The sequence below is a fragment of the Enterobacter cloacae complex sp. 2024EL-00214 genome (assembly GCF_043945575.1).
In the GTDB taxonomy this organism is placed as follows: Bacteria; Pseudomonadota; Gammaproteobacteria; order Enterobacterales; family Enterobacteriaceae; genus Enterobacter; species Enterobacter cloacae_P.
On sequence record NZ_JBIMRC010000018.1, the window covers coordinates 81,195 to 107,838 of the forward strand.

Consider the following 26,644-nt stretch of genomic DNA (forward strand, 5'->3'; position numbering starts at 1 on the left):
GAAAAACCTCATGGATGTCATTAAAAAGAAACACTGGTGGCAAAGCAACGCGCTGAAGTGGTCGGCGATAGGTTTGCTGTGTCTGCTGGTGGGTTACCTTGTTGTTTTAATGTACGTACAAGGGGAGTATTTGTTCGCCATTGTGACGCTGATTTTAAGCTCCGCTGGCCTGTATATTTTTGCCAATCGCAAAGCCTATGCCTGGCGTTATGTTTACCCTGGCGTGGCCGGGATGGGGCTGTTTGTCCTGTTCCCACTGATCTGTACCATCGCCATTGCCTTTACCAACTACAGCAGCACTAACCAGCTTGCTCAGGAGCGCGCGCAACAGGTGCTTCTGGACCGCTCTTACCAGGCGGGTAAGACCTTCAACTTCGGCCTGTATCCTGCGGGTAATGAGTGGAAGTTAGCGCTCACTGACGAAGAGAATGGCAAAAACTATGTTTCCGATACGTTCAAATTTGGCGGCGAGCAGAAGCTGGCCTTAAAAGAGGCGGCAGCCCTGCCAGAAGGTGAACGTGCCAACCTGCGTATTATTACCCAAAACCGTCAGGCGCTGACTCAGATCGCCGCCCTACTGCCAGACGAAAGCAAAGTGACCATGAGTTCGCTGCGCCAGTTCTCCGGCACACAACCGCTCTACACTCTGGCGGATAACGGTACGCTGACCAACAACCAGAGCGGTGTGAAGTACCGCCCGAACAACGACATTGGTTTCTATCAGTCCATTACTGCCGATGGCAAATGGGGTGATGACAAACTCAGCCCAGGCTATACCGTGACCATCGGCTGGGACAACTTTGCCCGCGTCTTTACCGACGAAGGCATCCAGAAACCGTTCTTCGCTATCTTTATCTGGACGGTAGTCTTCTCCGTACTGACCGTTCTCCTGACCGTCGCCGTGGGCATGGTACTGGCGTGTCTCGTACAGTGGGAGTCCCTTAAAGGCAAAGCGATTTACCGCGTGCTGCTGATTCTGCCGTATGCCGTACCGTCATTTATCTCGATTCTGATTTTCAAAGGGCTGTTTAACCAGAGTTTCGGTGAAATCAACATGATGCTGAGCGCACTGTTTGGTATCAAACCGGCCTGGTTCAGCGACCCAACCACTGCCCGTTCGATGATTATCATCGTGAACACCTGGCTGGGTTATCCGTACATGATGATCCTGTGCATGGGTCTGCTGAAAGCGATTCCGGACGACCTGTATGAAGCCTCGGCAATGGACGGTGCAGGCCCGTTCCAGAACTTCTTTAAGATAACACTGCCGCTGCTCATTAAGCCGCTGACGCCACTGATGATTGCGAGCTTTGCCTTTAACTTTAACAACTTCGTGCTGATTCAGCTGTTGACCAACGGTGGCCCTGACCGTCTGGGTACCACCACGCCGGCAGGCTATACCGACCTGCTTGTGAGTTACACCTACCGTATCGCCTTTGAAGGCGGTGGCGGTCAGGACTTCGGTCTGGCGGCAGCGATTGCCACGCTGATCTTCCTGCTGGTAGGCGCGCTGGCGATTGTGAACCTGAAAGCAACACGCATGAAATTCGACTAAGGAGGGCACTGAATATGTCTATGGTTCAACCTAAATCTCAGAAACTGCGCCTCCTCGCGACGCACTTAGGCCTGCTGATTTTTATTGCGGCGATTATGTTCCCGCTGCTGATGGTTATCGCCATCTCCCTGCGCTCAGGTAACTTCGCCACCGGGAGCTTGATCCCGGACGAGATCTCCTGGGAGCACTGGAAGCTCGCGCTGGGCTTCAGCGTAGAGCACGCCGATGGCCGCGTGACACCACCACCGTTCCCGGTGCTGTTATGGCTGTGGAACTCGGTGAAAATCGCCGGGATCACCGCGATAGGTATCGTAACGCTCTCCACCACCTGTGCTTACGCCTTCGCCCGTATGCGCTTCCCGGGTAAAGCGACACTGCTGAAAGGGATGCTGATTTTCCAGATGTTCCCGGCAGTGCTGTCCCTGGTGGCGTTGTATGCCTTGTTTGACCGTCTGGGCCAGTACATACCGTTTATCGGCCTGAACACTCACGGTGGCGTGATCTTCGCCTATCTTGGCGGTATTGCACTGCATGTGTGGACCATCAAAGGGTATTTCGAAACCATCGATGGCTCGCTGGAAGAAGCGGCGGCGCTGGATGGCGCAACCCCGTGGCAGGCGTTCCGCCTGGTTCTGCTGCCGCTGTCGGTGCCTATCCTGGCGGTGGTGTTTATTCTGTCGTTTATCGCCGCCATCACCGAAGTACCGGTCGCATCTCTGTTACTGCGTGATGTGAACAGCTACACGCTGGCCGTTGGTATGCAGCAATACCTCAACCCACAAAACTACCTGTGGGGTGACTTTGCCGCAGCGGCTGTGCTCTCCGCCATCCCGATTACCGTGGTGTTCTTGCTGGCTCAGCGCTGGCTGGTCAACGGCCTGACGGCGGGCGGTGTGAAAGGTTAAGTTTCATCTGTTATGCCACTGCAACCCTCAACTTTAGACGTATTGTATTGACCCAATACTCAAAATATTTTGCGGTGCTGGAAGGCGGCAAGTGAGTGAATCCCCAGGAGCTTACTAAAGTAAGTGACTGGGGTGAGCGAGCGTAGCCAACGCATCAGCAGCGTAAAATATGAAGAGTAAACTTGTGACTGTTGTTAGGCGGCCTCCGGGCCGCCATTTTTTTATTCGCGCTTCAGTCGCTTAGAGTTGCACAACCACAGAGTCACCACGAGGAGCAGGATCGCGGCTGAGTAGATCAACACGTCGAGCGGTGATTTATGATCGACGATGATCAGCCGCACAATGGCGGTGATCCCAATGTAGACGAAATAGCGTAGTGGGAAATGAAAGCCGGACTGAAAGTACTTCACAATCAGGGCGATAAATTCGAAGTAGAGAAAGTAGACCACCAGTCCTTCCACCAGCTCATATTTGCTGGTTTGCTCGGGGGCGAACAGCACATCCGCCAGATGCACCGTCTCTTTACCGAGAAAAACAACCAGTATCAGGCCAAGGCTCAGCAGACCGAGGTTCAGCACGGTCTGGAGGATTGTTGAGATAAACTCAACACGCGGGCGAGTCAGGGATGTCATACAGCACCTCATTCTCCAGGGCGAGAGTCCTGTATAACGCAAAAATGTGACGCGGATCTATATTTTTTGTTTATGTTTGATGCAATGCAAAGGATTGATCCCCTCTCTCCTTTGGAGAGAGGGTCAGAGTGAGGGGCATCAGCGGAAGTTGATGTTCTTATCGCTGGTCATATCATACAGCTGGAACTTACGCCCAAGCTGCTGGCCCCCGTCACGCGTTAATGGCACCCAGCCAACCGCCGCGCGGCTGCGGGTTGGGCTCGATGAGAACAGATCCAGCGGAATCGACACGTAAACCCCTTTGGTGAAGTCCCCTTCCCCATACTCGTCCGGTGAGACGTTGGTGATCGTGGCGTAACCGCCAACGACCACACCGCTGTCGAAGTGTTTAGAGATATCCAGCGTGCCGCCCTTGTCGCCTGCCAGATACTGGCCGACGCTGGCTTTTACCAGCACGTCCGGGGCAAACGACGGCGTCCAGTAGGCCGTCAGGTGGCCAGTTTTAACGCTGTAGTCGGTGAACTTCATCATGTCCTGCGCGCTATGCCAGTCACGCTGTTTCACGTAGTTAGCATCAATACCGAACGCCCAGTTACTGTCGACAGGACGGTAAAGTACCTCAGCTCCCGCGCCACCGTACATGGTTTCCAGATAACCGCCGTACACCTGGCCGTAGAAACCGTTACCAAAATACTGGAAGTAGTTGGCCTGCAGGTTGTTCACGTAGACATCGTTCTGCACATATTCACGCACGTGGGTACGAACACGCGGTAGCGCCGAGTCATTCGGCGGGTTGGTGTAGTTAAATTTATCGTAGTTGTTGGCAATGTTTCCAAACAGGCTGCCGGTGGTCAGCAGGTGGTCGGTGACCCACAGATCCGCCGTCGCCATTACGCCCAGCTGATACATGTAGAAGTTTTCTGGCCCGCCAACGGACTGGCTCAGCACCGGATCGATATGGAAATCAAAGCGCGATTTATCGATATACCAGCCCTGTTCGGTGGTATCTGGTACGACAGGCTCAACGCGTTTTTGTACCAGCCCGGTTTCATGCCCAAGCGGTTCACCTTCCAGATGGCGCTTAAGGCTGGCGACATCCGTTTCTGTTGTGACTTGCGGCAGGTTGAGACGGTTTTCCGTCACGCGGATCGTGCGGATCCCGTCGGGCAGATCGTTCATGATTATCCGGTTGGCGCGTTCGATCCCTTCCCGCGAGTCGCGGTATTTCACCTGCTCGCCGGTGACGTACAGCGTATCGCCTTTCACCTGAATTTTCGGATTGGCCAGACCGGCATTGTATTTCAGTAACGTCAGCTGGTTCGCCACCACGGAGTGCTGAATGATGGCATCCTGCGGTTCCGGCTGATAAGCAGGCCGCGCGTTGTCGTTATAGTGCGGCCGCATATCGTTAAAGTTGGTACGTAACGTCACACCAAACATCACGGTGTTGCCGCGCTCGTAGCTGAGGTTAACGTCGGCCCAGTCAGTGACACGGTAAATGGCCCCGACGTTAAACTTGCTCTTCTGCTCAATCTTCCCGGCGAAATCTTCGCTGTAGTTATTGCCTTCATACTCAAGCTTCAGGCGTAGTGGCTGCCAGGGTGTCTGGTATTCTACACCGCCAAACAGTGAGGCCGGGCCGTGGAACATCTGGTCGCCGTTGATGGAACCCGCTTTCTGGTAGCTGTTATCCCGATAGCAGTACTTTTCGCTATAGGAGCAGAACGGGTTTTTCACGTTACCGCTGGTTCCCAGATAGCCCCAGCCGAGACCAAGTGAGAAATCAAACGGCCCCCAGGCTTTACTGGCCACAACATATTCCGCATCAAACAGACCCGTACCGCCGATATCGCGTGCGCCAACGGAAACCTGCGGCATCCAGTAGCTCTCTTCCCACAGGCGCAGTTTTACGTCGAAAGCTTTATCTTTGTAGGTTTGATCGCCGGAGAAAGCCTCGACGCTACTGTACTTTTTGGTGCGCACATCGGTATAGCGCAGCGTGGTTTCAAGCCACGGGAATAGCTGCACCGACGCAGAGTAGTAGCGGTACTGATCGTTATCACGATAGTTAAGACTCAACTCCCCGTCACGCGCCATGCGCGCGGTGGGCGTTTGCAGTAAACCGACGCCACCGAAGTCTGACTGAGACGGGCCAATGGGTGCCGGATACGTTTCTGCATGGCAGGCGGCACTGACGCACAGTGCCAGCATGCTGTAGAGATATGTTTTTTTCATTAATCCGGTATCCGCTGTATCAGGGAGCGAAGGATATCGGCGTTAATCCCGTCATACGCCTTCGTCCAGGAGTGGTCGGCAAAACCGACGAAAATCACGCTGCCGGGCATGGGTTCGATATGGCGTTTATTCCAGTAGGCCACCGGGGCTTTTTGTGTGCGCCCGTCGGGGTAAATCACCCATGCGTAGCTGTTATCTGCCCCACTCAGCAAGCTCTGCTCATCGAGATAGCTCGCGACATCGCGTCCCGGCGTAAAGGACAGTTTTCCCGGACGGCTGATAAGCCCCATCACGGTGACGGTGGAAGGCTCCACCGGAAGCCAGAGCGCATAGTCCCCTTCCAGCGTTGGGTTGCCGTTTTCCACCACGCGGACTTCATCCGGATCAAGATTGATTTTCAGACGCCCGGTAACCTTCAGCGCCTGAAGCTGCTGGCGCATGCTGTTAATGGCTGCCGCATCGTCGCCCCCTTCCTGCTCTGCCAGCCCCGTTAATCTGGCGAGCAGCGCGCTGTGCTTTTGTTCCGCCGCCACCGTCGCCTGTCGCTCGCTGATAACGGCTCCCGGCCACCAGCTGTTCGCCAGTTTTGGCTGGCCGACGAGATCGAGCAAATGCCCGGCGTTGGTCAGGATTTTGGGTTGTGCGCTGTCCGGCATGTAGACCTTCACCGTCCCGGCAGACCAGGCGAGCGGCGTGGCAAAGCTTGCGATCAGCACAGCGCGGATGAGTATTTTCATGATTTCGCAGCCTTGATCAGGGTCGTTTTGACCGGGAAGAAACCAGCCCCGAGATACTGCAATGACTGGCGGATCTGCCCTTCGTCATCCACCCAGAAGCGGTTATGCCAGGTGGCCTGGTCAGTGGTCACCTCTTCATCCAGCACGCGAACCTGCGTTTCGTCGCTACCCACGTTGATGCTGTCTGTACCGTCCCAGCGGAAGGTTGAGCGGGCAGTGGCGTAGCGTACCTGCTTGTGTTCTGTCCAGCCCATCGTGCGCGTCCAGCTTGCACCGTCGGTGATTTGATGCGGTTTGATGAGGGGGTCGGCGGCAAGGTTGTTCACCTCAAGCAGGTTGTCGCCACCGAGCAGCGTTTTCACAATACGGCTATGCTGCGTCACGATGGTGGCCTGATCCTGCGTCACCCATTTCTGCTGCCCGTTTTCATCGAAAGCGAGCACCACAAACAGTTGAGGACCATCGTTTAACTGCATGTACTGGCTGGCATACGGCATGTTCTGCAGCTCGTCATCCGTCAGATGCACGCCAGGCGTGCCGAAAATGCTGTCCCACAGTGAGTTCCCCAGCCCTTTGGTGGTGGCTGAGCATGCCTGCAAGAGCAGGCAAATCAGGATGATCCCTGGTCGCTTCACGACTCTTCTCCGTATGGTTCCTACAGGTCCCGCAGGTCCCTGAAAAATCAGAATAACCACACCGAAGTGTGGTTATGATTAAAACACCCGCTATTACCGGGTGCTGGTCGTCGTGGTGGTCGTGGTTCCGGTATTGGAGCCATCACCGCCACCGGTTGCCGCCAGCGCGACACCCACGGCTGAACTTACGGTGCTGGCGCTGGCTGCGGTAGAACTTCCCGCAGACGCAGACGTCGCAGCCGAACCTGCCGCTTCCCCAACCTGAACCGGAGCAGCATAAACAGATGTCACCGCAAGCGCAGATATGGCAAAAATGCCATACAGTACTTTCTTCATAACAATTTCCCTTCATTGAATGAATGGAGGTTTGCCCAAAAAGAATTTCAGGCGGATTCGAGTATACACAACTAATGCGGGTGGATTACCGTGCGGATAAATAGGGGTGGAGTTTTCGGATTATTGGATAAAATTGAAATAGAAGAATATTTAATTAAATATTAAATAATTGAAAATCAACAAGATAGAATTAAATCCTGATAAATGCATTCTCCGTATATTCCTAAAATAAACTGCGATGATTAATGGAGTAATGGTGTTTTTCGGATAAAACTCAGAGCAAGTTTTTGAGGTAAATAACAGACATCAGGAATTATCCGATAAAAAAATGCCGGCATTCCGCCGGCATTTTTCATAACATATTAATTACGCACGCCATGCTTTATAACGATTAATCAAACCATTTGTCGAGCTGTCGTGGCTGTTAATTGCTTTATCGTCACCCAGCTCTGGCAGAATGCGGTTTGCCAGCTGTTTACCCAGCTCAACGCCCCACTGGTCAAAGGTGAAGATGTTCAGGATAGCACCCTGAGTGAAGATCTTGTGCTCGTACAGGGCAATCAGCGCCCCCAGGCTGAACGGGGTCATTTCGCGCAGCAGGATGGAGTTGGTTGGACGGTTACCTTCGAACACTTTGAACGGCACAACGTGATCCAGGGTAGCCGGATCTTTGCCCTGGTCACGGTATTCCTGCTCCACCACCTCGCGAGACTTACCGAACGCCAGCGCTTCGGTCTGGGCGAAGAAGTTAGACAGCAGCTTCGGATGGTGGTCGGACAGCGGGTTATGGGTGATAGCCGGGGCGATGAAATCGCACGGTACCATTTTGGTGCCCTGGTGAATCAGCTGGTAGAACGCATGCTGGCCGTTGGTGCCTGGCTCACCCCAGATGATTGGGCCAGTCTGGTAATCCACCGCGTTGCCGTTACGGTCAACGTATTTACCGTTGGATTCCATGTTGCCCTGCTGGAAGTAAGCGGCAAAGCGGTGCATGTACTGGTCGTACGGCAGGATAGCTTCAGTTTCAGCACCGAAGAAGTTGTTGTACCAGATACCGATCAGCGCCAGCAGCACTGGCAGGTTTTTCTCTGGTGCCGTGGTGGAGAAGTGTTTATCCATCGCGTGCGCGCCGGAGAGCAGCTCAACGAAGTTGTCGAAGCCAACGGACAGGATGATGGACAGACCGATTGCTGACCACAGAGAGTAGCGGCCACCAACCCAGTCCCAGAACTCGAACATGTTCGCCGTGTCGATACCGAACTCACCCACAGCTTTGCCGTTGGTAGACAGCGCCGCGAAGTGTTTTGCGACGTGCTTGTTGTCGCCCGCAGTTTTCAGGAACCAGTCGCGTGCGCTGTGGGCGTTGGTCATGGTTTCCTGAGTGGTGAAGGTTTTAGACGCGACCAGGAACAGGGTGGTTTCCGGGTTCACGTTCTTCAGCACTTCAGCGATGTGGGTACCATCGACGTTAGAGACAAAGTGCATGTTGAGGTGGTTTTTGTATGGGCGCAGCGCTTCGGTCACCATGAATGGGCCGAGGTCAGAACCGCCGATACCAATGTTCACCACGTCAGTGATCGCTTTGCCAGTGTAGCCTTTCCAGCTTCCGGAGATGATCGCTTCAGAGAACGCTTTCATCTTTTCCAGCACCGCGTTCACTTCCGGCATCACATCTTTGCCGTCAACGATGATTGGAGTATTGCTACGGTTACGCAGCGCCACGTGCAGCACAGCACGGTCTTCAGTGCGGTTGATCTTCTTACCGGAGAACATGGATTTGATGGCATCTGCCAGCTCTGTCTCTTTCGCCAGATCCTGCAGTTTCGCCAGCGTTTCTTCGGTAATGCGGTTTTTGGAGAAATCCACCAGCATCAGGTCGTCGAAGGTCGCGGAGAACTTATTGAAACGATCGGCATCTTTCGCGAACAAATCCGCGATGGTGACGTCTTTCATTTCATCAAAATGTTTCTGTAGTGCCTGCCAGGCAGCGGTCTGCGTTGGGTTGATGTTTTTCATTAGCAATACTCTTCTGATTTGAGAATTGTGACTGCGGTCGATTGTAGCGCCTGCAAATAAAAATTGTGATGGTTTTTATGCCATTGCCCTGGCCTGCATCAAACACAGGTGAAAAGACCCAAAAAGTATAGCTGCTGGAATGGCCTCCAGGAGCGGCGAAATGTCGCCCAAAATGGGCTAAAATGGAGCATAAAATATGGCTCTGTTATAAGTCCTGTTACTGAGGGGTACCCCCCCATAAAAAATCCGCATAATCCCAGCATTGACAGGACCTCCCCCACATTTTATTTATAGGGCCGTATTTCGCGCCTGCACCTGTTTTCGTATCATTCTTGTGCCAAGGTCGCTTTATTCATTCCCTGACACGAGGTTGTTATGACGAGTTTTGTGGTCGCCAAGTTTGGCGGCACCAGTGTGGCTGATTACGATGCCATGAACCGCAGCGCCGATGTGGTGCTGGCCGATCCGAATACCCGCCTGGTGGTGCTTTCTGCCTCCGCTGGCGTGACGAACCTGTTGGTTTCTCTGTCTGAAGGACTGGAAGCGACCGAACGTTTCGTGAAGCTGGATGCACTGCGCAAAATTCAGTTCAACATCCTTGAACGTTTGCAAAACCCGAACGTGATCCGCGAGGAAGTGGAACGCCTGCTGGAAAATATCACCACTCTGGCAGAAGCGGCGTCCCTGGCAACGTCCACTGCCCTGACTGACGAGCTGGTCAGCCACGGTGAACTGATGTCTACCCTGCTGTTCGTTGAGATCCTGCGCGCACGTAACGTTCAGGCGCAGTGGTTTGACGTGCGTAAAATTATGCGCACCAGCGATCGCTTTGGCCGCGCCGAGCCGGACGTTGAGGTTCTGGCCGAACTGACCCATCAGCAACTGGTTCCGCGCCTGGCAGAAGGCATGGTGATCACTCAGGGCTTTATTGGCAGCGAAGCCAAAGGCCGTACCACCACGCTTGGCCGTGGTGGCAGTGACTACACCGCGGCTCTGCTGGGTGAAGCTCTGCATGCCACCCGTGTGGATATCTGGACTGACGTTCCGGGCATTTACACCACCGACCCGCGCGTGGTTTCTGCGGCAAAACGTATTGATGTGATCGCATTTGAAGAAGCTGCGGAAATGGCCACCTTCGGTGCGAAAGTGCTGCACCCGGCGACGTTGCTGCCTGCCGTACGCAGCGATATCCCGGTCTTCGTCGGTTCCAGTAAAGACCCGAAGGCGGGCGGTACGCTGGTGTGTAAGAAAACCGAAAACCCACCGCTGTTCCGCGCGATCGCCCTGCGTCGCCGTCAGACGCTGGTGACGCTGCACAGCCTGAATATGCTGCACTCCCGCGGCTTCCTGGCTGAAGTATTTGGTATTCTGGCGCGCCACAATATCTCCGTGGATCTGATCACCACCTCTGAAGTCAGCATCGCGCTGACGCTGGATACGACCGGCTCTACTTCTACTGGCGACACCCTGCTGACGCAGTCGCTGCTGATTGAGCTGTCTGAGCTGTGCCGCGTTGAAGTGGAAGAGAACCTGGCGCTGGTTGCCATCATCGGTAATAAGCTGTCCCGCGCCTGCGGCGTAGGCAAAGAGGTCTTCGGCGTACTCGATCCGTTCAACATCCGCATGATTTGCTATGGCGCGTCCAGCTACAACCTCTGCTTCCTGGTCCCTGCCGATCAGGCGGAGCAGGTTGTGCAGAAACTTCATCAGAATTTGTTTGAATAAAATTCGTTAGCACGTTAAACAATATCGATAAGCCGGGCACAGACCCGGCTTTTTTACAACTAAACAACACAACACAATTGCAAGGAAGACCTATGTTATCTGCCATCACGCGGCTGTTCCCGTTATGGGCGCTGCTGCTCTCCGTACTCGCGTATTACACGCCCACCAGCTTCACGGGCATCGGCCCGTGGATCACCACGCTGCTGATGCTGATTATGTTCGGTATGGGTGTACACCTGAAAATCAATGACTTTAAACGCGTGTTGTCGCGCCCGGCACCGGTTGCTGCGGGGATTTTCCTGCATTATCTGGTGATGCCGCTCGCAGCGTGGTTACTGGCGATGGCCTTTAAGATGCCGCCAGATTTATCCGCCGGGATGGTGCTGGTGGGCAGCGTAGCCAGCGGCACGGCGTCCAACGTCATGATCTATCTGGCGAAGGGCGATGTCGCACTCTCCGTGACCATCTCTTCCGTTTCTACTCTGGTTGGCGTGATTGCCACACCGCTGTTAACACGCCTGTATGTAGATGCCCATATTCAGGTAGACGTGATGGGGATGCTGCTGAGTATTCTGCAAATTGTGGTGATCCCCATTGTACTGGGCCTGGTTATCCACCATCTGTTCCCACGCGTGGTAAAAGCCGTTGAACCGTATCTGCCTGCGTTTTCGATGGTCTGTATTCTGGCCATCATCAGCGCTGTGGTGGCGGGATCCGCATCGCACATTGCCTCCGTGGGCTTTGTGGTGATTATCGCAGTAGTGCTGCATAACACCCTTGGTCTGCTGGGTGGCTACTGGGGCGGGAAACTCTTTGGCTTTGACGAATCCACCTGTCGCACGCTGGCGATCGAAGTGGGAATGCAGAACTCCGGTCTGGCAGCGGCACTCGGTAAAATTTACTTCTCACCGCTGGCGGCCCTGCCGGGTGCGCTGTTCTCCGTCTGGCATAACCTGTCCGGCTCGCTGCTGGCGGGTTACTGGTCCGGTAAACCCATTGATGGGCAACCGAAAAAAGATGCGGTGAAACAGGTTTAATTTGCTGCGTTTGCTTTACACTGAAGCCTCCCCATCAGGAGGTTTCAGCAATGGCTACACCACGACTGACCCAGAAAGACATGACGGAAGCCGAGCAGCGCGAACTTAAAACGCTTCTCGACCGCGCCCGCATCGCACATGGCCGCACGCTGACGAACGCCGAAACCAATCAGGTTAAAAAAGAGTACATCGACAAACTGATGGCTCAGCGCGATGCCGAGGCGAAGAAAGCCCGCAAACTGAAAAAGCAGCAGGCTTATAAACCGGATACCGAGACGACCTTTTCCTGGTCGGCCAATACCTCAACCCGTGGAAGGCGCTAATCAGCGCCCTTTCTTTTTACGGCCCGGCTGGGCGAAGCGCTTCCCGTTAGCCGGTTTGCCCCGCCCCTTTTCTTCCGCTTGTGGCGCTTTTACCACAGGACGCTTAATTGCCTGCGTTTTTGGCTTCGCTTTGGTTTTTGGCTTCGCCTCGGACGAGGAGTTTTCGATAAGCTTAAACAGCTCAATCAGCTCGTCACCGGTTAAATCGCGCCACTCGCCCAGCGGGATACCGGACAGGCTGACATTCATGATGCGCGTACGCTCCAGCTTCGTCACTTCATAACCAAAGTGCTCGCACATACGGCGGATCTGACGGTTTAAGCCCTGTACCAGAGTAATACGGAACGCAAACGGCGCTTCCTTCTTCACCTTGCACTTTTTCGTGACGGTTCCGAGGATTGGCACGCCTGCGCCCATACCGCGAATAAATTCATCCGTGACCGGCTTATTGACCGTAACGATGTACTCTTTCTCGTGGTCGTTACCGGCGCGCAGAATTTTGTTTACCAGGTCGCCGTGGTTAGTCAGGAAAATAAGACCCTGGGAGTCTTTATCCAGACGACCAATCGGGAAAATACGGCTGCTGTGGTTAACGAAATCAACGATGTTGTCCCGCTCGCCATCTTCGGTGGTACTGACAACCCCAACCGGTTTGTTCAACGCGATAAACACCAGATCTTCTGCATCACGCGGTTCGATGACCTGACCATTCACTTTGACCACATCACCGGGCACCACCTGGTCGCCAATAGTGGCGCGTTTGCCGTTGAGGAACACGTTACCCTGTTCAATGTAACGGTCAGCCTCGCGACGTGAGCAGATCCCGCTCTCGCTAATGTATTTGTTTAATCGGGTTGATTGAGTTGGCAGCATAGTTTCTCCTGTAAAGGCGAAATATACCTTACCTTGCGGCTGACCAAAATGCCTTAGTAGCCATTGATAAGAAAATCGAGCGCATCCCGTAGAGAAGCCCTTTTATCGGTAAGATCTGCAACGCTCTCACCAATTTCTTTTGCTGGGATTCCAGACATCATATGCATCATTACGACACAGGATTTTCCCGCGATTTCAACGACAGGGCAAACTTTCGCAGGTAGATTGCTGCCAGCCAGGTTGTCCAGCTCGATCGCGGGGGCAACCAAAACATGTTTCATCACATTCGCAACGGGGTGCTGCATATTGATTAACCAGGGATAGACTTTCTTCCCGTTACCCGTGTTCTCATAAGCAAAATATTGCTCCATCAGAACGACCTCTGAAAATCGCTGAAAGAACCGTTTTCATCGACCCACCGGTTAACGGCATCGATAGCGTCCTGATTCTCTTCAAGCCAAACCGTACGTTGATTTTCGCGAAACTTCTCCTGCAATGCCTCTGTTAGCACAGCTGAAAGATTGAGTTTAAGCTTTCGGGCCTCTTCCAGTATTTCTGGTGCTAAAGAGACATTGACCGATTTTTTAATTCCTTTGACTGTGCGCATGATAACCCCCATTGGAGTGCGCATGAATTGGCGAAGTGTAGCGTAGTATATGAGCATTTCCTATTCCCTTAAAAATATGAGGGCTAAGGGTAGATTGCTCATTAAAGAGTGTCACGCCTCGCAAAACGGTTTTGCGAGGCGCTTTCAGAGATTAATACTCATCCCGTTCGTCATCTTCGTCCGGCTGTTCCATCACGCTGTATGCTACCGCGCAGAACAACGAGTTCAGACGTTTCATGTCCCCCAGCAGCCCCAGGTGCAGGGAGCTGGTTTCGATACTTTGCACGTTTTGCTGATGCAGACGCTCAACGTGAGCATGCGAGTAGCGACGGTTGAGAATGCGGAAACGGTGTTTATTACGGCGCAGGCGTCGCGCGCTCGGCACATCACTGGAGAAGAAGACCGACATCGCCAGCTTCAGGTTGCTCACCAGCTGTTCGTGCAGCGCTTCAAGCTCTTTTAAACCTTCACCCGAGAAGGCCTGCCGCGTGGCCAGCGATTTGTCGGCGATTTCACTGCCCATGCGTTCAACGATATCCGAAGCCTGTTCCAGGTTGAGCGACATTTCAATGATTTCTGCCCAACGACGGGACTCCTCTTCCGCCAGTTCATCCTGCGGAATACGTGCCAGATAAAGCTTGATGGCGGTGTAAAGCACGTTAATGTCGTCCGCTATCCTGCGCAGTTCTTTCTCTTCGCGCGGCTCACCGTGCATCACCTTTTGCAGCCCTTCAAGCATGGTTTCCATCGCATCGCCTATGCGCAGCGTTTCACGAGCGGCATTGGCAATGGCCAGCGCGGGAGTATCCAGTACCGTGGTGTCCAGATGCTTCGGTTTCAGACGTGCATTCAGTTCAGGCTCATCGCGGATAAGACGCTCGCAAAAACGGGCCATTGGCGCAACAAAAGGCACCATCGCCAGGCAACGCGTCAGGTTGTAGAAGACGTGGAAGTAAATAACCAGTTCCGCCTTCGGCAGCGGGAGGTTGTCCATCAGGTTCGCCAGCGGGTGAACAAAAGGCAAAATGATCAGGCTACCCACCAGCTTAAACAGCAGGCTACCAAGCGCCACGCGGCGAGCGGCGGCATTCGCGGTGCTGTTGTTCAGCATCGCCAGCAGTCCCGAGCCGAGGTTGGCACCGATAACCAGACACAGCGCCACCGGGAAGGAGATCGCCCCTGCGGTGGTGAGCGTTGCAGTCAGCAAGACGGCCGCCAGGCTGGAGTAGCTGACGATGGCAAACACCGCGCCAATCAACGCATCCAGCATGATGTCACCCGTCAGCGAGGCGAAGATAACCTGCACGCCGTTGGCCTGAGTGATGGGGGTGACCGCCTGCACAATCAGTTCCAGCGCCAGCAGGATCAGCCCCAGGCCAATTGCCACGCGGCCAAGCTGTCCGGCGCGGGTCTGCTTACGCCCCAGGAAGAAGATAACGCCGATAAAAATCAGCAGCGGCGACAGCCAGGAGAGATCGAAAGTCAGGATACGCGCCATCAGCGCGGTTCCCACGTCAGCACCGAGCACGATAACCAGCGCCGGAGCCAGCGCCACCAGATCCTGTGCCACAAACGAGGTAACGAGCATAGTGGTGGCATTACTGCTCTGAACCAGCGCCGTCACACCGATGCCCGCACAGAAGGCAAGTGGCTTCTTCTCAACGCTGCTGCTGAGAACGGTACGTAAGCGTGCGCCAAATACGCGCATGACACCGGTACGGACAATATGCGTGCCCCATACCAGCAATGCCACAGCAGAGAGCAGGTGTAACAGAGTCAGCACGGAAGGGGGTTCTCCTTATCGTTATAGGTTTCCTTAGGTTCAGTATAAGGGTTTAAGCGTAAGAAAGAGACAGGGCACCCGATGTGTGCCCTGTTTGTTGTAAGGAAAAGTGACGTCAGTCGGCGTCGTAGCCCAGGTTAGGCGCTAACCAACGCTCGACTTCGGACACGCTCATGCCTTTGCGCAGGGCGTAGTCCTCGATCTGGTCACGCTGCAGCTGTGCCACGGCGAAGTATTTGCTGTCCGGATGGCTGAAGTACCAGCCGGATACAGACGCGCCCGGCCACATGGCAAAGGACTCGGTCAGTTTCATGCCGGTGTGCGCTTCCACATCCAGCAGCTTCCAGATAGTGCCCTTTTCGGTGTGTTCCGGGCAGGCCGGGTAACCCGGTGCCGGACGAATGCCCTGGTAGTTTTCGCGGATCAACTCCTCGTTGCTGAGGTTCTCATTCGCCGCATAACCCCAGTACACCTTGCGCACACGCTCGTGCAGGTACTCCGCAAAGGCTTCTGCCAGACGGTCAGCAATCGCTTTGACCATGATTTTGTTGTAGTCATCGTGTTGCGCTTCGAACGCATCCGCCAGCGCATCTTCTTCCAGACCACCGGTCACGGCAAATGCGCCGATGTAATCGGCTTTCCCGGAAAGTTTCGGTGCAACGAAATCGGCCAGGCAGTAGTTAGCAAAGCCCACTTTCTCGGTTTGCTGGCGCAGGTGACGGCTCACCGTCAGCACGTGCGTGCGGGTTTCATCGCGATAAATTTCGATGTCGTCCCCCACACGGTTTGCCGGGAACAGGCCCACCACACCGCGCGGGTTGAGGGTTTTCTCTGCACTCAGCTTATCCAGCATCTCGTTAGCGTCGTTGAACAGGCGCTGTGCCTCTTCCCCCACCACGTCATCTTCGAGGATGCGCGGATATTTACCTGCCAGCGACCAGGTCATAAAGAACGGTGTCCAGTCGATGTAGTTACGCAGCGTTTCGATGCTGGCGGTAACCTCCTGCACGCCCAGGCGATGCGCCACCGGTGGCGTATAGCTCGGCCAGTCAAACGCCAGATCGTTATCGCGCGCGGCCTGTAACGTAACCGGCGGCGTGCGGGGTTTTTTACGCGCGTGCTGAATACGAACGGTTTCGTACTCTTTGCGGGTGCGTGCCACAAAGTCATCGTGCTGTGTGGCGGAAAGCAGCGCAGAGACAACACCCACGGTACGCGAGGCATTCTGCACATAGACCGTCGGGCCACTGTAGTTCTGCTCGATTTTCACCGCCGTGTGCGCTTTTGAGGTGGTCGCCCCGCCAATCAACAACGGAATGGTAAAGCCCTGGCGTTCCATCTCTTTTGCCACGTTGACCATCTCGTCCAGCGACGGTGTAATCAGCCCGGAAAGGCCAATCAGGTCGGCGTTCACTTCGCGCGCGGTTTTGAGGATTTTATCCGCCGGCACCATCACTCCGAGGTCGATAATTTCGTAGTTATTACACTGCAGCACCACACCGACGATATTCTTACCGATGTCGTGTACGTCACCCTTCACGGTGGCGATGACCATCTTGCCGTTACTGGAGCCTTTCTCTTTGCTGGCCTCGATAAACGGTTCAAGATAAGCTACGGCCTGCTTCATCACGCGCGCGGATTTCACCACCTGCGGCAGGAACATCTTGCCCTCACCAAACAGATCGCCCACCACGTTCATGCCGTCCATCAGCGGACCTTCGATCACTTCTATCGGGCGTGTTGACTGCTGACGCGCTTCTTCGGTGTCCTGCTCGATAAACTCGGTAATGCCTTTGACCAGCGAATATTCCAGACGTTTTCTCACGTCCCAGGAACGCCACTCGGCCTGCTGAACGTTTGCCGCTTCATCGGATTTGCTGCCGCGATATTTCTCAGCCAGATCCAGCATACGCTCGGTGGCATCGTCGCGACGGTTGAGGATGACATCCTCCACCGCGTCGCGCAGCTCCGCAGGCAGATCGTCGTAAATCGCCAGCTGTCCGGCGTTGACAATCCCCATGTCCATACCGTTACGGATGGCGTAGTAGAGAAACACGGCGTGGATAGCCTCACGCACCGGGTCGTTACCACGGAATGAGAACGACACGTTCGAGACACCGCCGGAGATCAGCGCATGTGGCAGCTCGCGCTTGATGTCTTCACACGCGCCGATAAAGTCCTGAGCATAGTTGTTGTGCTCTTCAATCCCGGTCGCGACCGCAAAGATATTTGGGTCGAAGATGATGTCTTCTGGCGGGAAGCCCACCTCTTCGGTCAAAATGTTGTACGCGCGACGGCAAATCTCAATTTTACGCTCACGAGTATCGGCCTGGCCTACTTCATCAAAGGCCATCACGACCACGGCGGCACCGTAGCGGCGCACCAGCTTCGCGTGGTGGATAAAGATATCGACTCCCTCTTTCATCGAGATGGAGTTAACGATACCTTTGCCCTGAATGCACTTCAGCCCTTTCTCGATGACTTCCCACTTCGAGGAGTCAATCATAATCGGTACGCGGGCGATGTCCGGTTCACCGGCGATCAGGTTGAGGAAACGCACCATCGCCGCTTCGGCGTCGAGCATCCCCTCATCCATATTGATATCGATAATCTGCGCGCCGCTTTCTACCTGCTGGCGAGCAACGTCCAGCGCTTCGCTGTATTTTTCTTCTTTAATCAGTCGCTTGAACTTCGCCGAACCGGTGACGTTAGTACGTTCACCCACGTTCACAAACAGGCTGTCGTCACCGATGGTCAACGGCTCAAGACCGGAGAGGCGGCAGGCGACAGGAAGCTCGGGCAGTTTACGCGGCGGCAGCCCGGCCACCGCATTGCTCATGGCAGCGATGTGCTCCGGCGTGGTGCCGCAGCAGCCACCGACGATATTCAGGAAACCGGACTCGGCCCACTCACGGATTTGCACCGCCATGGTGTCCGCATCCAGATCGTATTCACCAAAGGCATTTGGTAAACCGGCGTTCGGGTGAGCGGTGACGTAGCATTCAGCGATGCGCGAGAGTTCCTGCACGTACTGGCGCAGCTCATCTGGCCCCAGCGCACAGTTCAGGCCGAAGGAGAGCGCATCAGCGTGGCGCAGGGAGTTATAAAAGGCTTCAGTTGTCTGGCCGGACAGGGTACGGCCAGAGGCATCGGTAATGGTGCCGGAAATCATGATCGGCAGGTCAACGCCCAGCGCCTCGAATTCCTCTTTTACCGCGTAAATGGCGGCTTTGGCGTTGAGGGTATCGAATACCGTTTCAATCAGGATCAGATCGGAACCGCCTTCCACCAGCGCTTTGGTCGATTCACGGTAGGCCGTGACCAGCTGATCGAAGGTGATATTACGAAACGCCGGGTCGTTTACGTCCGGTGAAATCGACGCGGTACGGTTTGTCGGGCCAAGAACCCCGGCCACATAGCGCGGTTTGTCCGGCGTGCGGGCCGTCCATTCGTCCGCGCAGGCGCGCGCCAGCTTTGCCGCTTCAAAGTTGATTTCCGCCGACAGGGATTCCATCTGGTAATCCGCCATAGCGATGGTTGTCGAGTTGAAGGTGTTGGTTTCAACAATATCCGCACCCGCTTCGAAGTAAGCGTTGTGGATATCCCTGATAACAGACGGTTTGCTTAACACCAGCAGGTCATTGTTCCCTTTCAGGTCACAAGGCCAGTCGGCAAAGCGCTCACCGCGGAAATCGTCTTCACTCAGACGATAGCCCTGGATCATCGTGCCCATGCCGCCGTCCAGCACCAGAATTCGTTCATTTAACTGCGCACGCAGTTGCTCTACTTTGCTGCTCACACTTGCTCCCGACAACGCTCAACCAGGCCAAAAGGCCAGCAATCCATACTGGCATAATCTCGCAGGGTGGAAAAGTCACACGGTGGTAACATGAGACATGTTCACTATCACTCATCCGATCAGTCAGGATTACGGTTGCAAAATCACCAAATAAAACGAAAATGATTTCCACGATACAGAAAAAGGAGATCGTCATGGTCGCGACCGTTCCCGCTAAACGCGGCAGAAAACCTGCTGCCACCACCGCCGCACAACAGGGCGGGCAGGTTCAATCGCTTACGCGCGGCCTGAAGCTACTGGAGTGGATAGCCGAGTCACACGGCAGCGTGGCCCTCACGGAGCTGGCACAACAGGCCGGATTACCCAATTCCACCACGCACCGCCTGCTGACCACCATGCAGCAACTGGGCTTTGTGCGTCAGGTTGGTGAGCTGGGGCACTGGGCAGTGGGTGCGCATGCGTTTATTGTCGGCAGTAGCTTCCTGCAAAGCCGCAATCTGCTGGCGATTGTGCACCCTATTCTGCGCAAGCTGATGGAAGACTCCGGCGAAACGGTAAACCTGGCCGTGCTGGACCAGAGTGACCACCAGGCGATTATCATCGACCAGGTACAGTGTACACAGCTGATGCGTATGTCAGCACCGATTGGCGGTAAGCTGCCAATGCACGCCTCCGGAGCAGGAAAAGCATTTCTGTCGCAGCTAAGTGAAGAGCAGGTCACGGGGCTGTTACACCGCAAAGGGCTGCATGCTTACACGCACGCTACGCTGGTTTCCCCCGTGCACCTGAAAGAAGATCTGGCTTTGACGCGTAAACGCGGCTATTCGTTTGACGACGAAGAACATGCGCTCGGCCTGCGCTGCCTTGCTGCCTGTATTTTTGACGAGCACCGTGAGCCGTTTGCCGCCATCTCCATCTCCGGGCCGATTTCACGTATGACCGATGACCGTGTAACCGAGCTGGGTGCGCTGGTGATTAAGGCGGCGAAAGAGGTCACGCTGGCGTATGGTGGAATTCGTTAAGACCGAGTGCGGCCCGAGCCCTCACTCGGGCCCTCACCCACAGGAAGAGGGTGAAAATCGGAAGCAAAACCTCTGCTTACGTCGGTAAGCATACACATCTTCCACGTGCCCGTTCTTAATCCGCGTTTGCAGCCCGCGCCAGTAGCTGGCGTGGAACAGGTCATCATGCATCTCTTCAAATAACGGCCCGATGCGCGGGTCAGCGCACAGCCAGTGACGAAACTCCTCCGGAAACACATCGCCAGGTGAGACGCTGTACCACGGTTCACCGGACAGTTCATCTTCCGGGTAGCGCGGCGCTGGAATGTCGCGGAAATTCACCTCAGTCATGTAGCAAATTTCGTCGTAATCGTAGAACACCACCCGACCGTGTCGGGTCACACCGAAGTTTTTAAACAGCATGTCACCCGGGAAGATATTGGCCGCAGCAAGCTGGCGGATGGCGTTGCCATACTCTTCAATCGCATCCCGCAAGACCTGGCCGTCTGACTGTTCCAGCCAGATATTGAGCGGCACCATCCGGCGCTCAATGTAGAGATGGCTGATCGCAATTTTATCGCCAAGATCGGTGATTTTCCCCGGCGCTTCCTGCAGTAATAACGCCATAAGCGCCGGAGCGATCTGCTGCTTATCCAGCACAAAATTTTCGAACTCCTGGGTATCGGCCATCCGCCCGACGCGATCGTGCTCTTTCACCAGCTGGTAGCAAGCGCGGACGTGAGCGGCGGTCATCTCTTTCTGCGGCGCGAATTTGTCTTTTATCACCTTAAACACACGATCAAATCCCGGCAGGGTGAACACCAGCATCACCATGCCGCGAATGCCAGGAGCTTCGATAAATTGCTCATCGGCGCTGGCAATATAGTGCAGATACTCCCGATAGCTTTCGGTTTTCGCGTGCTTCTGACAGCCAATTGCCATATACAGCTCGGCGGTGGTTTTGCCCGGCAGGATCTCCCGTAGCCACTCCACCAGCGCCGCAGGTAGCGGGGCGTAAACCATGAAATAGGAACGGGCGAAACCAAACACAATACTGGCTTCCGCGCTGGTCGTCAGGCAGGTATCGACAAACAGTTCGCCATCATCAGTACGGTGAATAGGCAGCAAAAACGGGACCGTGGCGGTTGGCGTCACCAGTTTCCCGACCAGCCAGGCCGCTTTGTTACGGTAGAAAAGCTCATTGGCGACCTGCAAGTGGCTGTGCCTGAGCTCCCCCTCACCAAAGGTTTCGTTGAGATGTGCGATGATATAGCCAATATCCCGGGCTTTATTCTGCCAGGGCAAACGCAGCGGCAAGTCCGTTAATATGCGGTGCAGCAGCGGCTCCCAGCCGTGATCGGGAAAGAAGTCTTTCGCCAGCGGGCGCGGAATCGTACGAAAACGGCGTTCCGGCTGGGAGCTGAAAATAAATAACCGCTCAGGAGATAGTGAGCGGTGGTCAAATAACCGGCAATAAACGGAGTTGAAAAAGCTCTCCGCAATCTCGAAGCGCGGGTAATCGGGTAACAAGTGGGTGTAATGCTCTTTCACCCGCAGTAAAAAAGCCGCATCAGGGTTTTTGCCGTCGGTAATGCAGCGCAGCTGCTCCACCACCAGGCCTACGTGGTGATCGTAGAGATGGATGCGCTGCTTCATAGCCTGCTGAACCGCATGCCAGTCGGCATGTTCAAAGCGCTGCTGCGCGCCAGATGTCACTTCCAGAAAACGTCCATACTGGGCATCGAAACCCTGCAGGATGGTTTGTGCGATCAGTAATTCCAGGCCACGCGACATACATTCCCCTTCACCCAACCCTCTCCCCGAAGGGAGAGGGGGACATCATCAGAACTGTGCTTCTTCGGTTGAACCCGTTAAGGCGGTTACGGAGGAAGCGCCACCCTGAATGATGGTGGTCACGTTATCGAAGTAGCCAGTTCCTACCTCCTGCTGGTGAGACACAAAGGTATAACCCTCTTTACCCGCGGCAAATTCTGGCTGCTGAACCTTCTCAACATAGTGCTTCATGCCTTCACCCTGCGCGTAAGCATGCGCCAGGTCGAACATGTTGAACCACATGCTGTGGATACCCGCCAGGGTGATGAACTGGTATTTGTAGCCCATATCGGACAGCTGCTGCTGGAAGCTGGCGATGGTTTTGTCATCCAGATTCTTCTGCCAGTTAAAGGACGGTGAGCAGTTATAGGCCAGCAGTTTGCCCGGGTATTTTGCATGGATGGCATCGGCAAAGCGTTTTGCCAGCGCCAGATCCGGCGTGGAGGTTTCGCACCAGACCAGATCCGCATATGGAGCATACGCCAGGCCACGGCTGATCGCCTGCTCAATGCCGGCATGAGTGCGGTAGAACCCTTCGCTGGTACGCTCACCGGTAATGAACTCGCTGTCATACGGGTCGCAGTCAGAGGTGATCAGGTCAGCCGCATCGGCATCGGTACGAGCAATCACCAGCGTCGGTACGCCGAGTACGTCAGCGGCCAGACGCGCCGCAACCAGCTTCTGAATCGCTTCCTGGGTCGGGACTAACACTTTACCGCCCATGTGTCCGCACTTCTTCACTGACGCCAGTTGGTCTTCGAAGTGAACGGCCGCTGCACCGGCCTCAATCATCGATTTCATCAGTTCAAATGCGTTCAGCACGCCGCCAAAACCGGCTTCCGCATCCGCAACGATCGGCAGGAAGTAGTCAGTAAAGCGCGGATCGTTTGGCTCAATGCCTGCCGCCCACTGGATCTGATCCGCACGACGGAAGGTGTTGTTGATCCGATCCACCACCGACGGCACGGAGTTTGCCGGGTAAAGAGACTGATCCGGATACATGCTGGAGGCCAGGTTAGCGTCTGCCGCGACCTGCCAGCCAGAGAGATAGACCGCTTCAATCCCGGCTTTCGCCTGTTGCAGCGCCTGGCCGCCGGTCAGCGCACCAAGGCTGTTGATGTAACCCTTTTTGGAACCGCCGTGCAGTAAGCGCCACATTTTCGCCGCGCCATTCTGCGCCAGCGTACATTCCGGGTTGACCGAACCGCGCAATTTCACCACTTCCTCTGCACTGTACGGACGGCGGATGCCTTCCCAGCGCGGTTGTGTCCACTCTTTCTGTAACTCTTCGATCTGTTGGGTACGGGTTTTCATGTGCAGATGCTCCATATTGTTATGTGGTGGATTACGCCAGCAGGCGGTAGCCTGGCAGGGTGAGGAAGTCGATTAAGTCATCTGATGTGGTGATTTGCTCCATCAGGCGTGCGGCATCATCAAAACGTCCGCTGCTGAAGCGGTGTTCGCCCAGCTCGTCCTGGATCACCCGCATCTCTTCGGCCAGCATCTGGCGGAACAAGGCTTTGGTTACCGGCTTGCCATTGCTGAGCGTTTTCTGATGGTGGATCCACTGCCAGATGGAGGTTCGGGAGATCTCCGCCGTAGCCGCGTCTTCCATCAGGCCGTAAATTGGTACGCAGCCGTTGCCGGAGATCCATGCTTCGATGTACTGCACGGCGACGCGGATATTGGCGCGCATGCCCTCTTCAGTACGTTCACCTGAACACGGTGCCAGCAGTTGCTCTTCCGCGGTTGGGGCATCTTCTTCGCGAGTGACAAACAGCTGGTTTTTGTTGTCGCCGAGTACGCGGTTGAAGACCTCCATCGCCGTATCGGCCAGACCTGGATGCGCAATCCACGTCCCATCATGGCCGTTACGTGCTTCCAGCTCTTTATCGGCTTTCACCTTATTAAGTACCTGGTTGTTACGCTCAACGTCTTTGCTTGGAATAAATGCTGCCATACCGCCCATCGCAAAGGCTCCACGCTTGTGGCAGGTTTTAATCAGCAAACGCGAATAGGCGCTAAGGAACGGTTTATCCATAGTGACAACTTGGCGATCCGGAAGTACCCGGTCAGCATGATTTTTCAGGGTCTTGATGTAGCTAAAGATGTAGTCCCAGCGTCCGCAGTTCAGACCGACAATGTGGTCACGCAGGGCATGCAGGATTTCATTCATCTGGAAGACTGCGGGCAATGTTTCAATCAGCAACGTGGCTTTGATAGTGCCGCGTGACAGATTGAAGTAATCTTCGGCGTAGCTGAATACCTCGCTCCACCAGGCCGCTTCCTGCCAGGACTGGGTTTTTGGCAGGTAGAAATACGGGCCGCTGCCTTTTGCCAGCAAGTTTTTATGGTTGTGGAAGAAGTACAATGCAAAATCAAACAGGCTGCCTGGGATAGCTTCGCCGCGCCAGGTGACATGTTTTTCAGGCAGATGCAGACCACGCACGCGACAGATCAGCACAGCCGGATTTGGTTTGAGCTGGTATATTTTCCCGGCTTCATTGGTGTAGCTGATAGTACCGTTAACGGCATCACGCAGGTTGATCTGCCCGTCGATCACTTTGCGCCAGTCCGGTGCCAGAGAATCTTCAAAATCCGCCATAAAGACTTTGACGTTGGCATTCATGGCGTTGATCACCATTTTGCGCTCTACAGGGCCGGTGATCTCAACACGGCGATCCTGTAAATCGTCGGGAATACCACGGATTGTCCACTCACCGCGTCGAATGGAAGCGGTTTCCGAAATAAACCCAGGCAACTTTCCATTGTCAATTTCCAGCTGCTGGTGAATACGCGCTGCCAGCAGCTTATTGCGCTGTGGCGTAAAGCGGGTTACCAGCCCGGTCAGGAACTCGACAGCCTCTGCCGTCAAAACTTGCTGTTCCTGCTCGCCATACGGCTGGGTAAAGGCCAGTTCATCGACCGTCGTTGCCTGTTGAGTCATTACTCTGCTCCTCATCAAAGATCCAAAATCACGCTCCCAATGCGAACGAAAGATCGTTGTGTAGTTTTCGCTCAGCAAAATTAAGACTACTCATAATTTTTCTAAAATCAAAAACAATTTCCATTTTAATAATTAAATTGACGTAATCGATTGATTAATATGAATTTAAAGTTTTATTCATTGCTGAGTGTTATTTCGGAAATAAAAAAGGCACTCGAAGGTGCCTGATTTGAATAGCTGAAACGCTTTAGGATCGTTTAGTGCAGAAGATTACTCCAGTGTCGGATTCATGTGACGCAGATCGTATGGCGTTATTTGGTAGACGTAATAGTTGAGCCAGTTAGTAAACAGCAAATTGCCGTGGCTGCGCCAGGATGCTCCAGGCTTGTTCTGCGGATCGTTTTTTGGGAAATAGTTATACGGAACATCCGGGTTCAGACCGGCTTCAACATCGCGGAAAAATTCCGCAGCGAGAGTGTCGGCATCGTATTCAGGGTGTCCGGTTACAAAGGCAATGCGCTTATCTTTGCTGGCAAACAGATAGGCATCTCCCTCTTCCGTTTCCGCCAGGATCTCAAGATCGGTGTAATCACGGATCAACTGTGCCGGAAAATCCGCATAGCGGGAGTGCGGGGCCAGGAAGACGTCGTCGAAACCGCGCGTCAGTAACGCATGAGGATGAAGAATGTGGTGTTCGTATACGCCAGAGAGCTTTTCAGTACGGGTTTGCTTCGGGATACCATAGAGAATATTCAGTGCGGCTTGTACCGCCCAACAGACAAACAGCGTGGAGGTCACGTGATCTTTTGCCCACTCCAGCACCTGTTTGATCTGCGGCCAGTAGGCAACATCATTAAATTCAACCAGACCCAGCGGTGCACCGGTGACGATCAGCCCATCGAAGTTTTCATCACGAATGTCGTCGAAGTTGCAGTAGAAGTTATTCAGGTGCTCGGATGGGGTATTACGCGACTCGCGGGCATCGATCCGCAACAGCTGAATATCAACCTGCAGCGGAGAATTCGACAGCAGACGCAGGAACTGGTTCTCTGTTTCGATCTTTTTCGGCATCAGATTGAGAATAAGCACCTTCAGCGGGCGAATTTCCTGACCTGTAGCGCGTGAAGCCGTCATTACGAAGACGTTTTCTTCACGTAAGAAATTGACGGCTGGTAGCTCGTCCTGCACCCGAATCGGCATAACCTTATATCCTCACAGCATACGTATAAACGTTTAGACATCCAGACAGCTAACGATACCCAGAAATGAGCTGAATGTCGAGTCTGCAAGCGAAAGGTGAGAAAGTTTCAAGGAGGGGATCGCGAAAATCCAAAGCAAAAAACCCCGCACCTTCCGGTACGGGGTTCTTCTTAATTGATGCCTGGCAGTTGTATGCCGGGCTTCCTGCCCGGCACCCTGCGGGCAGCACTCCGTGCTGTGCAAATCCGCTCCCGGCGGATTTGTCCTACTCTGGAGAGCGCTCACCGACAAACAACACGTAAAACAAAAGGCCCAGTCTTTCGACTGGGCCTTTCATTTTAATTGATGCCTGGCAGTTCCCTACTCTCACATGGGGAGACCCCACACTACCATCGGCGCTACGGCGTTTCACTTCTGAGTTCGGCATGGGGTCAGGTGGGACCACCGCGCTAAAGCCGCCAGGCA

General features: G+C 54.5%; 21 protein-coding genes and 1 rRNA gene. 6 read left to right on the forward strand and 16 right to left on the reverse strand.

Annotated elements, in window-relative coordinates; translation table 11 throughout:
• Positions 1-10: 10 nt before the first annotated feature.
• On the forward strand, positions 11-1,555 hold the full coding sequence (gene malF, locus ACHHZ6_RS18550) for a maltose ABC transporter permease MalF (protein ID WP_395122841.1): 1,545 nt from the start codon (positions 11-13) through the stop codon (positions 1,553-1,555).
• A gap of 14 nt (positions 1,556-1,569) precedes the next feature.
• Positions 1,570-2,460, forward strand: coding sequence for a maltose ABC transporter permease MalG (gene malG / locus ACHHZ6_RS18555; RefSeq protein ID WP_182273378.1), 891 nt, complete (start codon positions 1,570-1,572; stop codon positions 2,458-2,460).
• 221 nt (positions 2,461-2,681) lie between these two features.
• On the opposite strand, the gene psiE is transcribed toward malG, so the two are convergent.
• From psiE to pgi, 6 genes are all read right to left on the reverse strand, one after another.
• Positions 2,682-3,092: a phosphate-starvation-inducible protein PsiE gene (gene psiE / locus ACHHZ6_RS18560; RefSeq protein WP_182273377.1), complete on the reverse strand. Its 411-nt coding sequence runs from the start codon at positions 3,090-3,092 to the stop codon at positions 2,682-2,684.
• Between the two features lie 138 nt (positions 3,093-3,230).
• Positions 3,231-5,327 carry a YjbH domain-containing protein gene (locus ACHHZ6_RS18565; protein ID WP_395122842.1) on the reverse strand — a complete coding sequence of 699 codons (2,097 nt, stop codon included), beginning with the start codon at positions 5,325-5,327 and terminating at the stop codon, positions 3,231-3,233.
• Positions 5,327-6,064 carry a capsule biosynthesis GfcC D2 domain-containing protein gene (locus tag ACHHZ6_RS18570; RefSeq protein WP_395122843.1) on the reverse strand — a complete coding sequence of 246 codons (738 nt, stop codon included), beginning with the start codon at positions 6,062-6,064 and terminating at the stop codon, positions 5,327-5,329. The genes ACHHZ6_RS18565 and ACHHZ6_RS18570 overlap by 1 nt, the downstream gene beginning before the upstream one ends.
• Positions 6,061-6,699, reverse strand: coding sequence for a YjbF family lipoprotein (locus ACHHZ6_RS18575; RefSeq protein ID WP_182273374.1), 639 nt, complete (start codon positions 6,697-6,699; stop codon positions 6,061-6,063). The genes ACHHZ6_RS18570 and ACHHZ6_RS18575 overlap by 4 nt, the downstream gene beginning before the upstream one ends.
• Before the next feature lie 93 nt (positions 6,700-6,792).
• A complete protein-coding gene (gene yjbE / locus ACHHZ6_RS18580; protein ID WP_182919247.1) occupies positions 6,793-7,035 on the reverse strand; it encodes an exopolysaccharide production protein YjbE in 243 nt (80 codons plus the stop codon).
• A 366-nt stretch (positions 7,036-7,401) separates the two neighbouring features.
• A complete protein-coding gene (pgi, locus tag ACHHZ6_RS18585; protein WP_182273372.1) occupies positions 7,402-9,051 on the reverse strand; it encodes a glucose-6-phosphate isomerase in 1,650 nt (549 codons plus the stop codon).
• A gap of 375 nt (positions 9,052-9,426) precedes the next feature.
• On the opposite strand from pgi, the gene lysC reads away from it, so the two are divergent.
• From lysC to ACHHZ6_RS18600, 3 genes are all read left to right on the forward strand, one after another.
• Positions 9,427-10,776, forward strand: a complete 1,350-nt coding sequence (gene lysC, locus ACHHZ6_RS18590) for a lysine-sensitive aspartokinase 3 (protein ID WP_182273371.1) — start codon at positions 9,427-9,429, stop codon at positions 10,774-10,776.
• Positions 10,777-10,868: 92 nt separating this feature from the next.
• Positions 10,869-11,813: a ketopantoate/pantoate/pantothenate transporter PanS gene (panS, locus tag ACHHZ6_RS18595; RefSeq protein WP_395122844.1), complete on the forward strand. Its 945-nt coding sequence runs from the start codon at positions 10,869-10,871 to the stop codon at positions 11,811-11,813.
• Between the two features lie 50 nt (positions 11,814-11,863).
• Entirely contained in the window at positions 11,864-12,136 is a 273-nt protein-coding gene (locus ACHHZ6_RS18600; protein ID WP_014830263.1) for a DUF3811 domain-containing protein, read from the forward strand.
• On the opposite strand, the gene rluF is transcribed toward ACHHZ6_RS18600, so the two are convergent.
• The 5 genes from rluF to metH all read right to left on the reverse strand — a co-directional run bounded on the left by rluF (position 12,137) and on the right by metH (position 19,198).
• Positions 12,137-13,009, reverse strand: a complete 873-nt coding sequence (gene rluF, locus ACHHZ6_RS18605) for a 23S rRNA pseudouridine(2604) synthase RluF (protein WP_182273366.1) — start codon at positions 13,007-13,009, stop codon at positions 12,137-12,139.
• A gap of 53 nt (positions 13,010-13,062) precedes the next feature.
• The gene (locus tag ACHHZ6_RS18610; protein ID WP_182919242.1) at positions 13,063-13,380 is read right to left on the reverse strand and encodes a CcdB family protein; all 318 of its coding nucleotides are present in this window, start codon (positions 13,378-13,380) and stop codon (positions 13,063-13,065) included.
• Positions 13,380-13,673, reverse strand: a complete 294-nt coding sequence (locus ACHHZ6_RS18615) for a type II toxin-antitoxin system CcdA family antitoxin (RefSeq protein ID WP_182273364.1) — start codon at positions 13,671-13,673, stop codon at positions 13,380-13,382. Before ACHHZ6_RS18615 ends, ACHHZ6_RS18610 begins: the two co-directional genes overlap by 1 nt.
• Before the next feature lie 94 nt (positions 13,674-13,767).
• Positions 13,768-15,399 carry a Na/Pi cotransporter family protein gene (locus tag ACHHZ6_RS18620; protein ID WP_395122845.1) on the reverse strand — a complete coding sequence of 544 codons (1,632 nt, stop codon included), beginning with the start codon at positions 15,397-15,399 and terminating at the stop codon, positions 13,768-13,770.
• A 115-nt stretch (positions 15,400-15,514) separates the two neighbouring features.
• On the reverse strand, positions 15,515-19,198 hold the full coding sequence (metH, locus tag ACHHZ6_RS18625) for a methionine synthase (RefSeq protein ID WP_395122846.1): 3,684 nt from the start codon (positions 19,196-19,198) through the stop codon (positions 15,515-15,517).
• Between the two features lie 194 nt (positions 19,199-19,392).
• Here metH and iclR point away from each other — a divergent pair, with 194 nt between their 5' ends.
• Positions 19,393-20,220: a glyoxylate bypass operon transcriptional repressor IclR gene (iclR, locus tag ACHHZ6_RS18630; RefSeq protein WP_147430030.1), complete on the forward strand. Its 828-nt coding sequence runs from the start codon at positions 19,393-19,395 to the stop codon at positions 20,218-20,220.
• A gap of 33 nt (positions 20,221-20,253) precedes the next feature.
• Here iclR and aceK read toward each other — a convergent pair whose 3' ends face one another.
• The 5 genes from aceK to rrf form a co-directional block, all read right to left on the reverse strand.
• On the reverse strand, positions 20,254-21,993 hold the full coding sequence (gene aceK, locus ACHHZ6_RS18635; RefSeq protein ID WP_395122847.1) for a bifunctional isocitrate dehydrogenase kinase/phosphatase: 1,740 nt from the start codon (positions 21,991-21,993) through the stop codon (positions 20,254-20,256).
• Between the two features lie 48 nt (positions 21,994-22,041).
• Positions 22,042-23,346: an isocitrate lyase gene (gene aceA / locus ACHHZ6_RS18640; protein ID WP_182273360.1), complete on the reverse strand. Its 1,305-nt coding sequence runs from the start codon at positions 23,344-23,346 to the stop codon at positions 22,042-22,044.
• Between the two features lie 31 nt (positions 23,347-23,377).
• Entirely contained in the window at positions 23,378-24,979 is a 1,602-nt protein-coding gene (gene aceB, locus ACHHZ6_RS18645; protein WP_395122848.1) for a malate synthase A, read from the reverse strand.
• 270 nt (positions 24,980-25,249) lie between these two features.
• Complete coding sequence (gene metA, locus ACHHZ6_RS18650; RefSeq protein ID WP_182273358.1) at positions 25,250-26,179, reverse strand: homoserine O-succinyltransferase; 930 nt, start codon at positions 26,177-26,179, stop codon at positions 25,250-25,252.
• 347 nt (positions 26,180-26,526) lie between these two features.
• A 5S ribosomal RNA gene (gene rrf, locus ACHHZ6_RS18655) occupies positions 26,527-26,642 on the reverse strand.
• Between the last annotated feature and the right edge of the window lie 2 nt (positions 26,643-26,644).

Coding starts and splice junctions, on each gene's coding strand:
- malF (WP_395122841.1), top strand. CDS start 11: ATGGATGTCATTAAAAAGAAACACTGGTGGCAAAGCAACGCGCTGAAG.
- malG (WP_182273378.1), top strand. CDS start 1,570: ATGTCTATGGTTCAACCTAAATCTCAGAAACTGCGCCTCCTCGCGACG.
- psiE (WP_182273377.1), bottom strand. CDS start 3,092: ATGACATCCCTGACTCGCCCGCGTGTTGAGTTTATCTCAACAATCCTC.
- ACHHZ6_RS18565 (WP_395122842.1), bottom strand. CDS start 5,327: ATGAAAAAAACATATCTCTACAGCATGCTGGCACTGTGCGTCAGTGCC.
- ACHHZ6_RS18570 (WP_395122843.1), bottom strand. CDS start 6,064: ATGAAAATACTCATCCGCGCTGTGCTGATCGCAAGCTTTGCCACGCCG.
- yjbE (WP_182919247.1), bottom strand. CDS start 7,035: ATGAAGAAAGTACTGTATGGCATTTTTGCCATATCTGCGCTTGCGGTG.
- pgi (WP_182273372.1), bottom strand. CDS start 9,051: ATGAAAAACATCAACCCAACGCAGACCGCTGCCTGGCAGGCACTACAG.
- lysC (WP_182273371.1), top strand. CDS start 9,427: ATGACGAGTTTTGTGGTCGCCAAGTTTGGCGGCACCAGTGTGGCTGAT.
- panS (WP_395122844.1), top strand. CDS start 10,869: ATGTTATCTGCCATCACGCGGCTGTTCCCGTTATGGGCGCTGCTGCTC.
- ACHHZ6_RS18600 (WP_014830263.1), top strand. CDS start 11,864: ATGGCTACACCACGACTGACCCAGAAAGACATGACGGAAGCCGAGCAG.
- rluF (WP_182273366.1), bottom strand. CDS start 13,009: ATGCTGCCAACTCAATCAACCCGATTAAACAAATACATTAGCGAGAGC.
- ACHHZ6_RS18610 (WP_182919242.1), bottom strand. CDS start 13,380: ATGGAGCAATATTTTGCTTATGAGAACACGGGTAACGGGAAGAAAGTC.
- ACHHZ6_RS18615 (WP_182273364.1), bottom strand. CDS start 13,673: ATGCTCATATACTACGCTACACTTCGCCAATTCATGCGCACTCCAATG.
- iclR (WP_147430030.1), top strand. CDS start 19,393: ATGGTCGCGACCGTTCCCGCTAAACGCGGCAGAAAACCTGCTGCCACC.
- aceK (WP_395122847.1), bottom strand. CDS start 21,993: ATGTCGCGTGGCCTGGAATTACTGATCGCACAAACCATCCTGCAGGGT.
- aceA (WP_182273360.1), bottom strand. CDS start 23,346: ATGAAAACCCGTACCCAACAGATCGAAGAGTTACAGAAAGAGTGGACA.
- aceB (WP_395122848.1), bottom strand. CDS start 24,979: ATGACTCAACAGGCAACGACGGTCGATGAACTGGCCTTTACCCAGCCG.
- metA (WP_182273358.1), bottom strand. CDS start 26,179: ATGCCGATTCGGGTGCAGGACGAGCTACCAGCCGTCAATTTCTTACGT.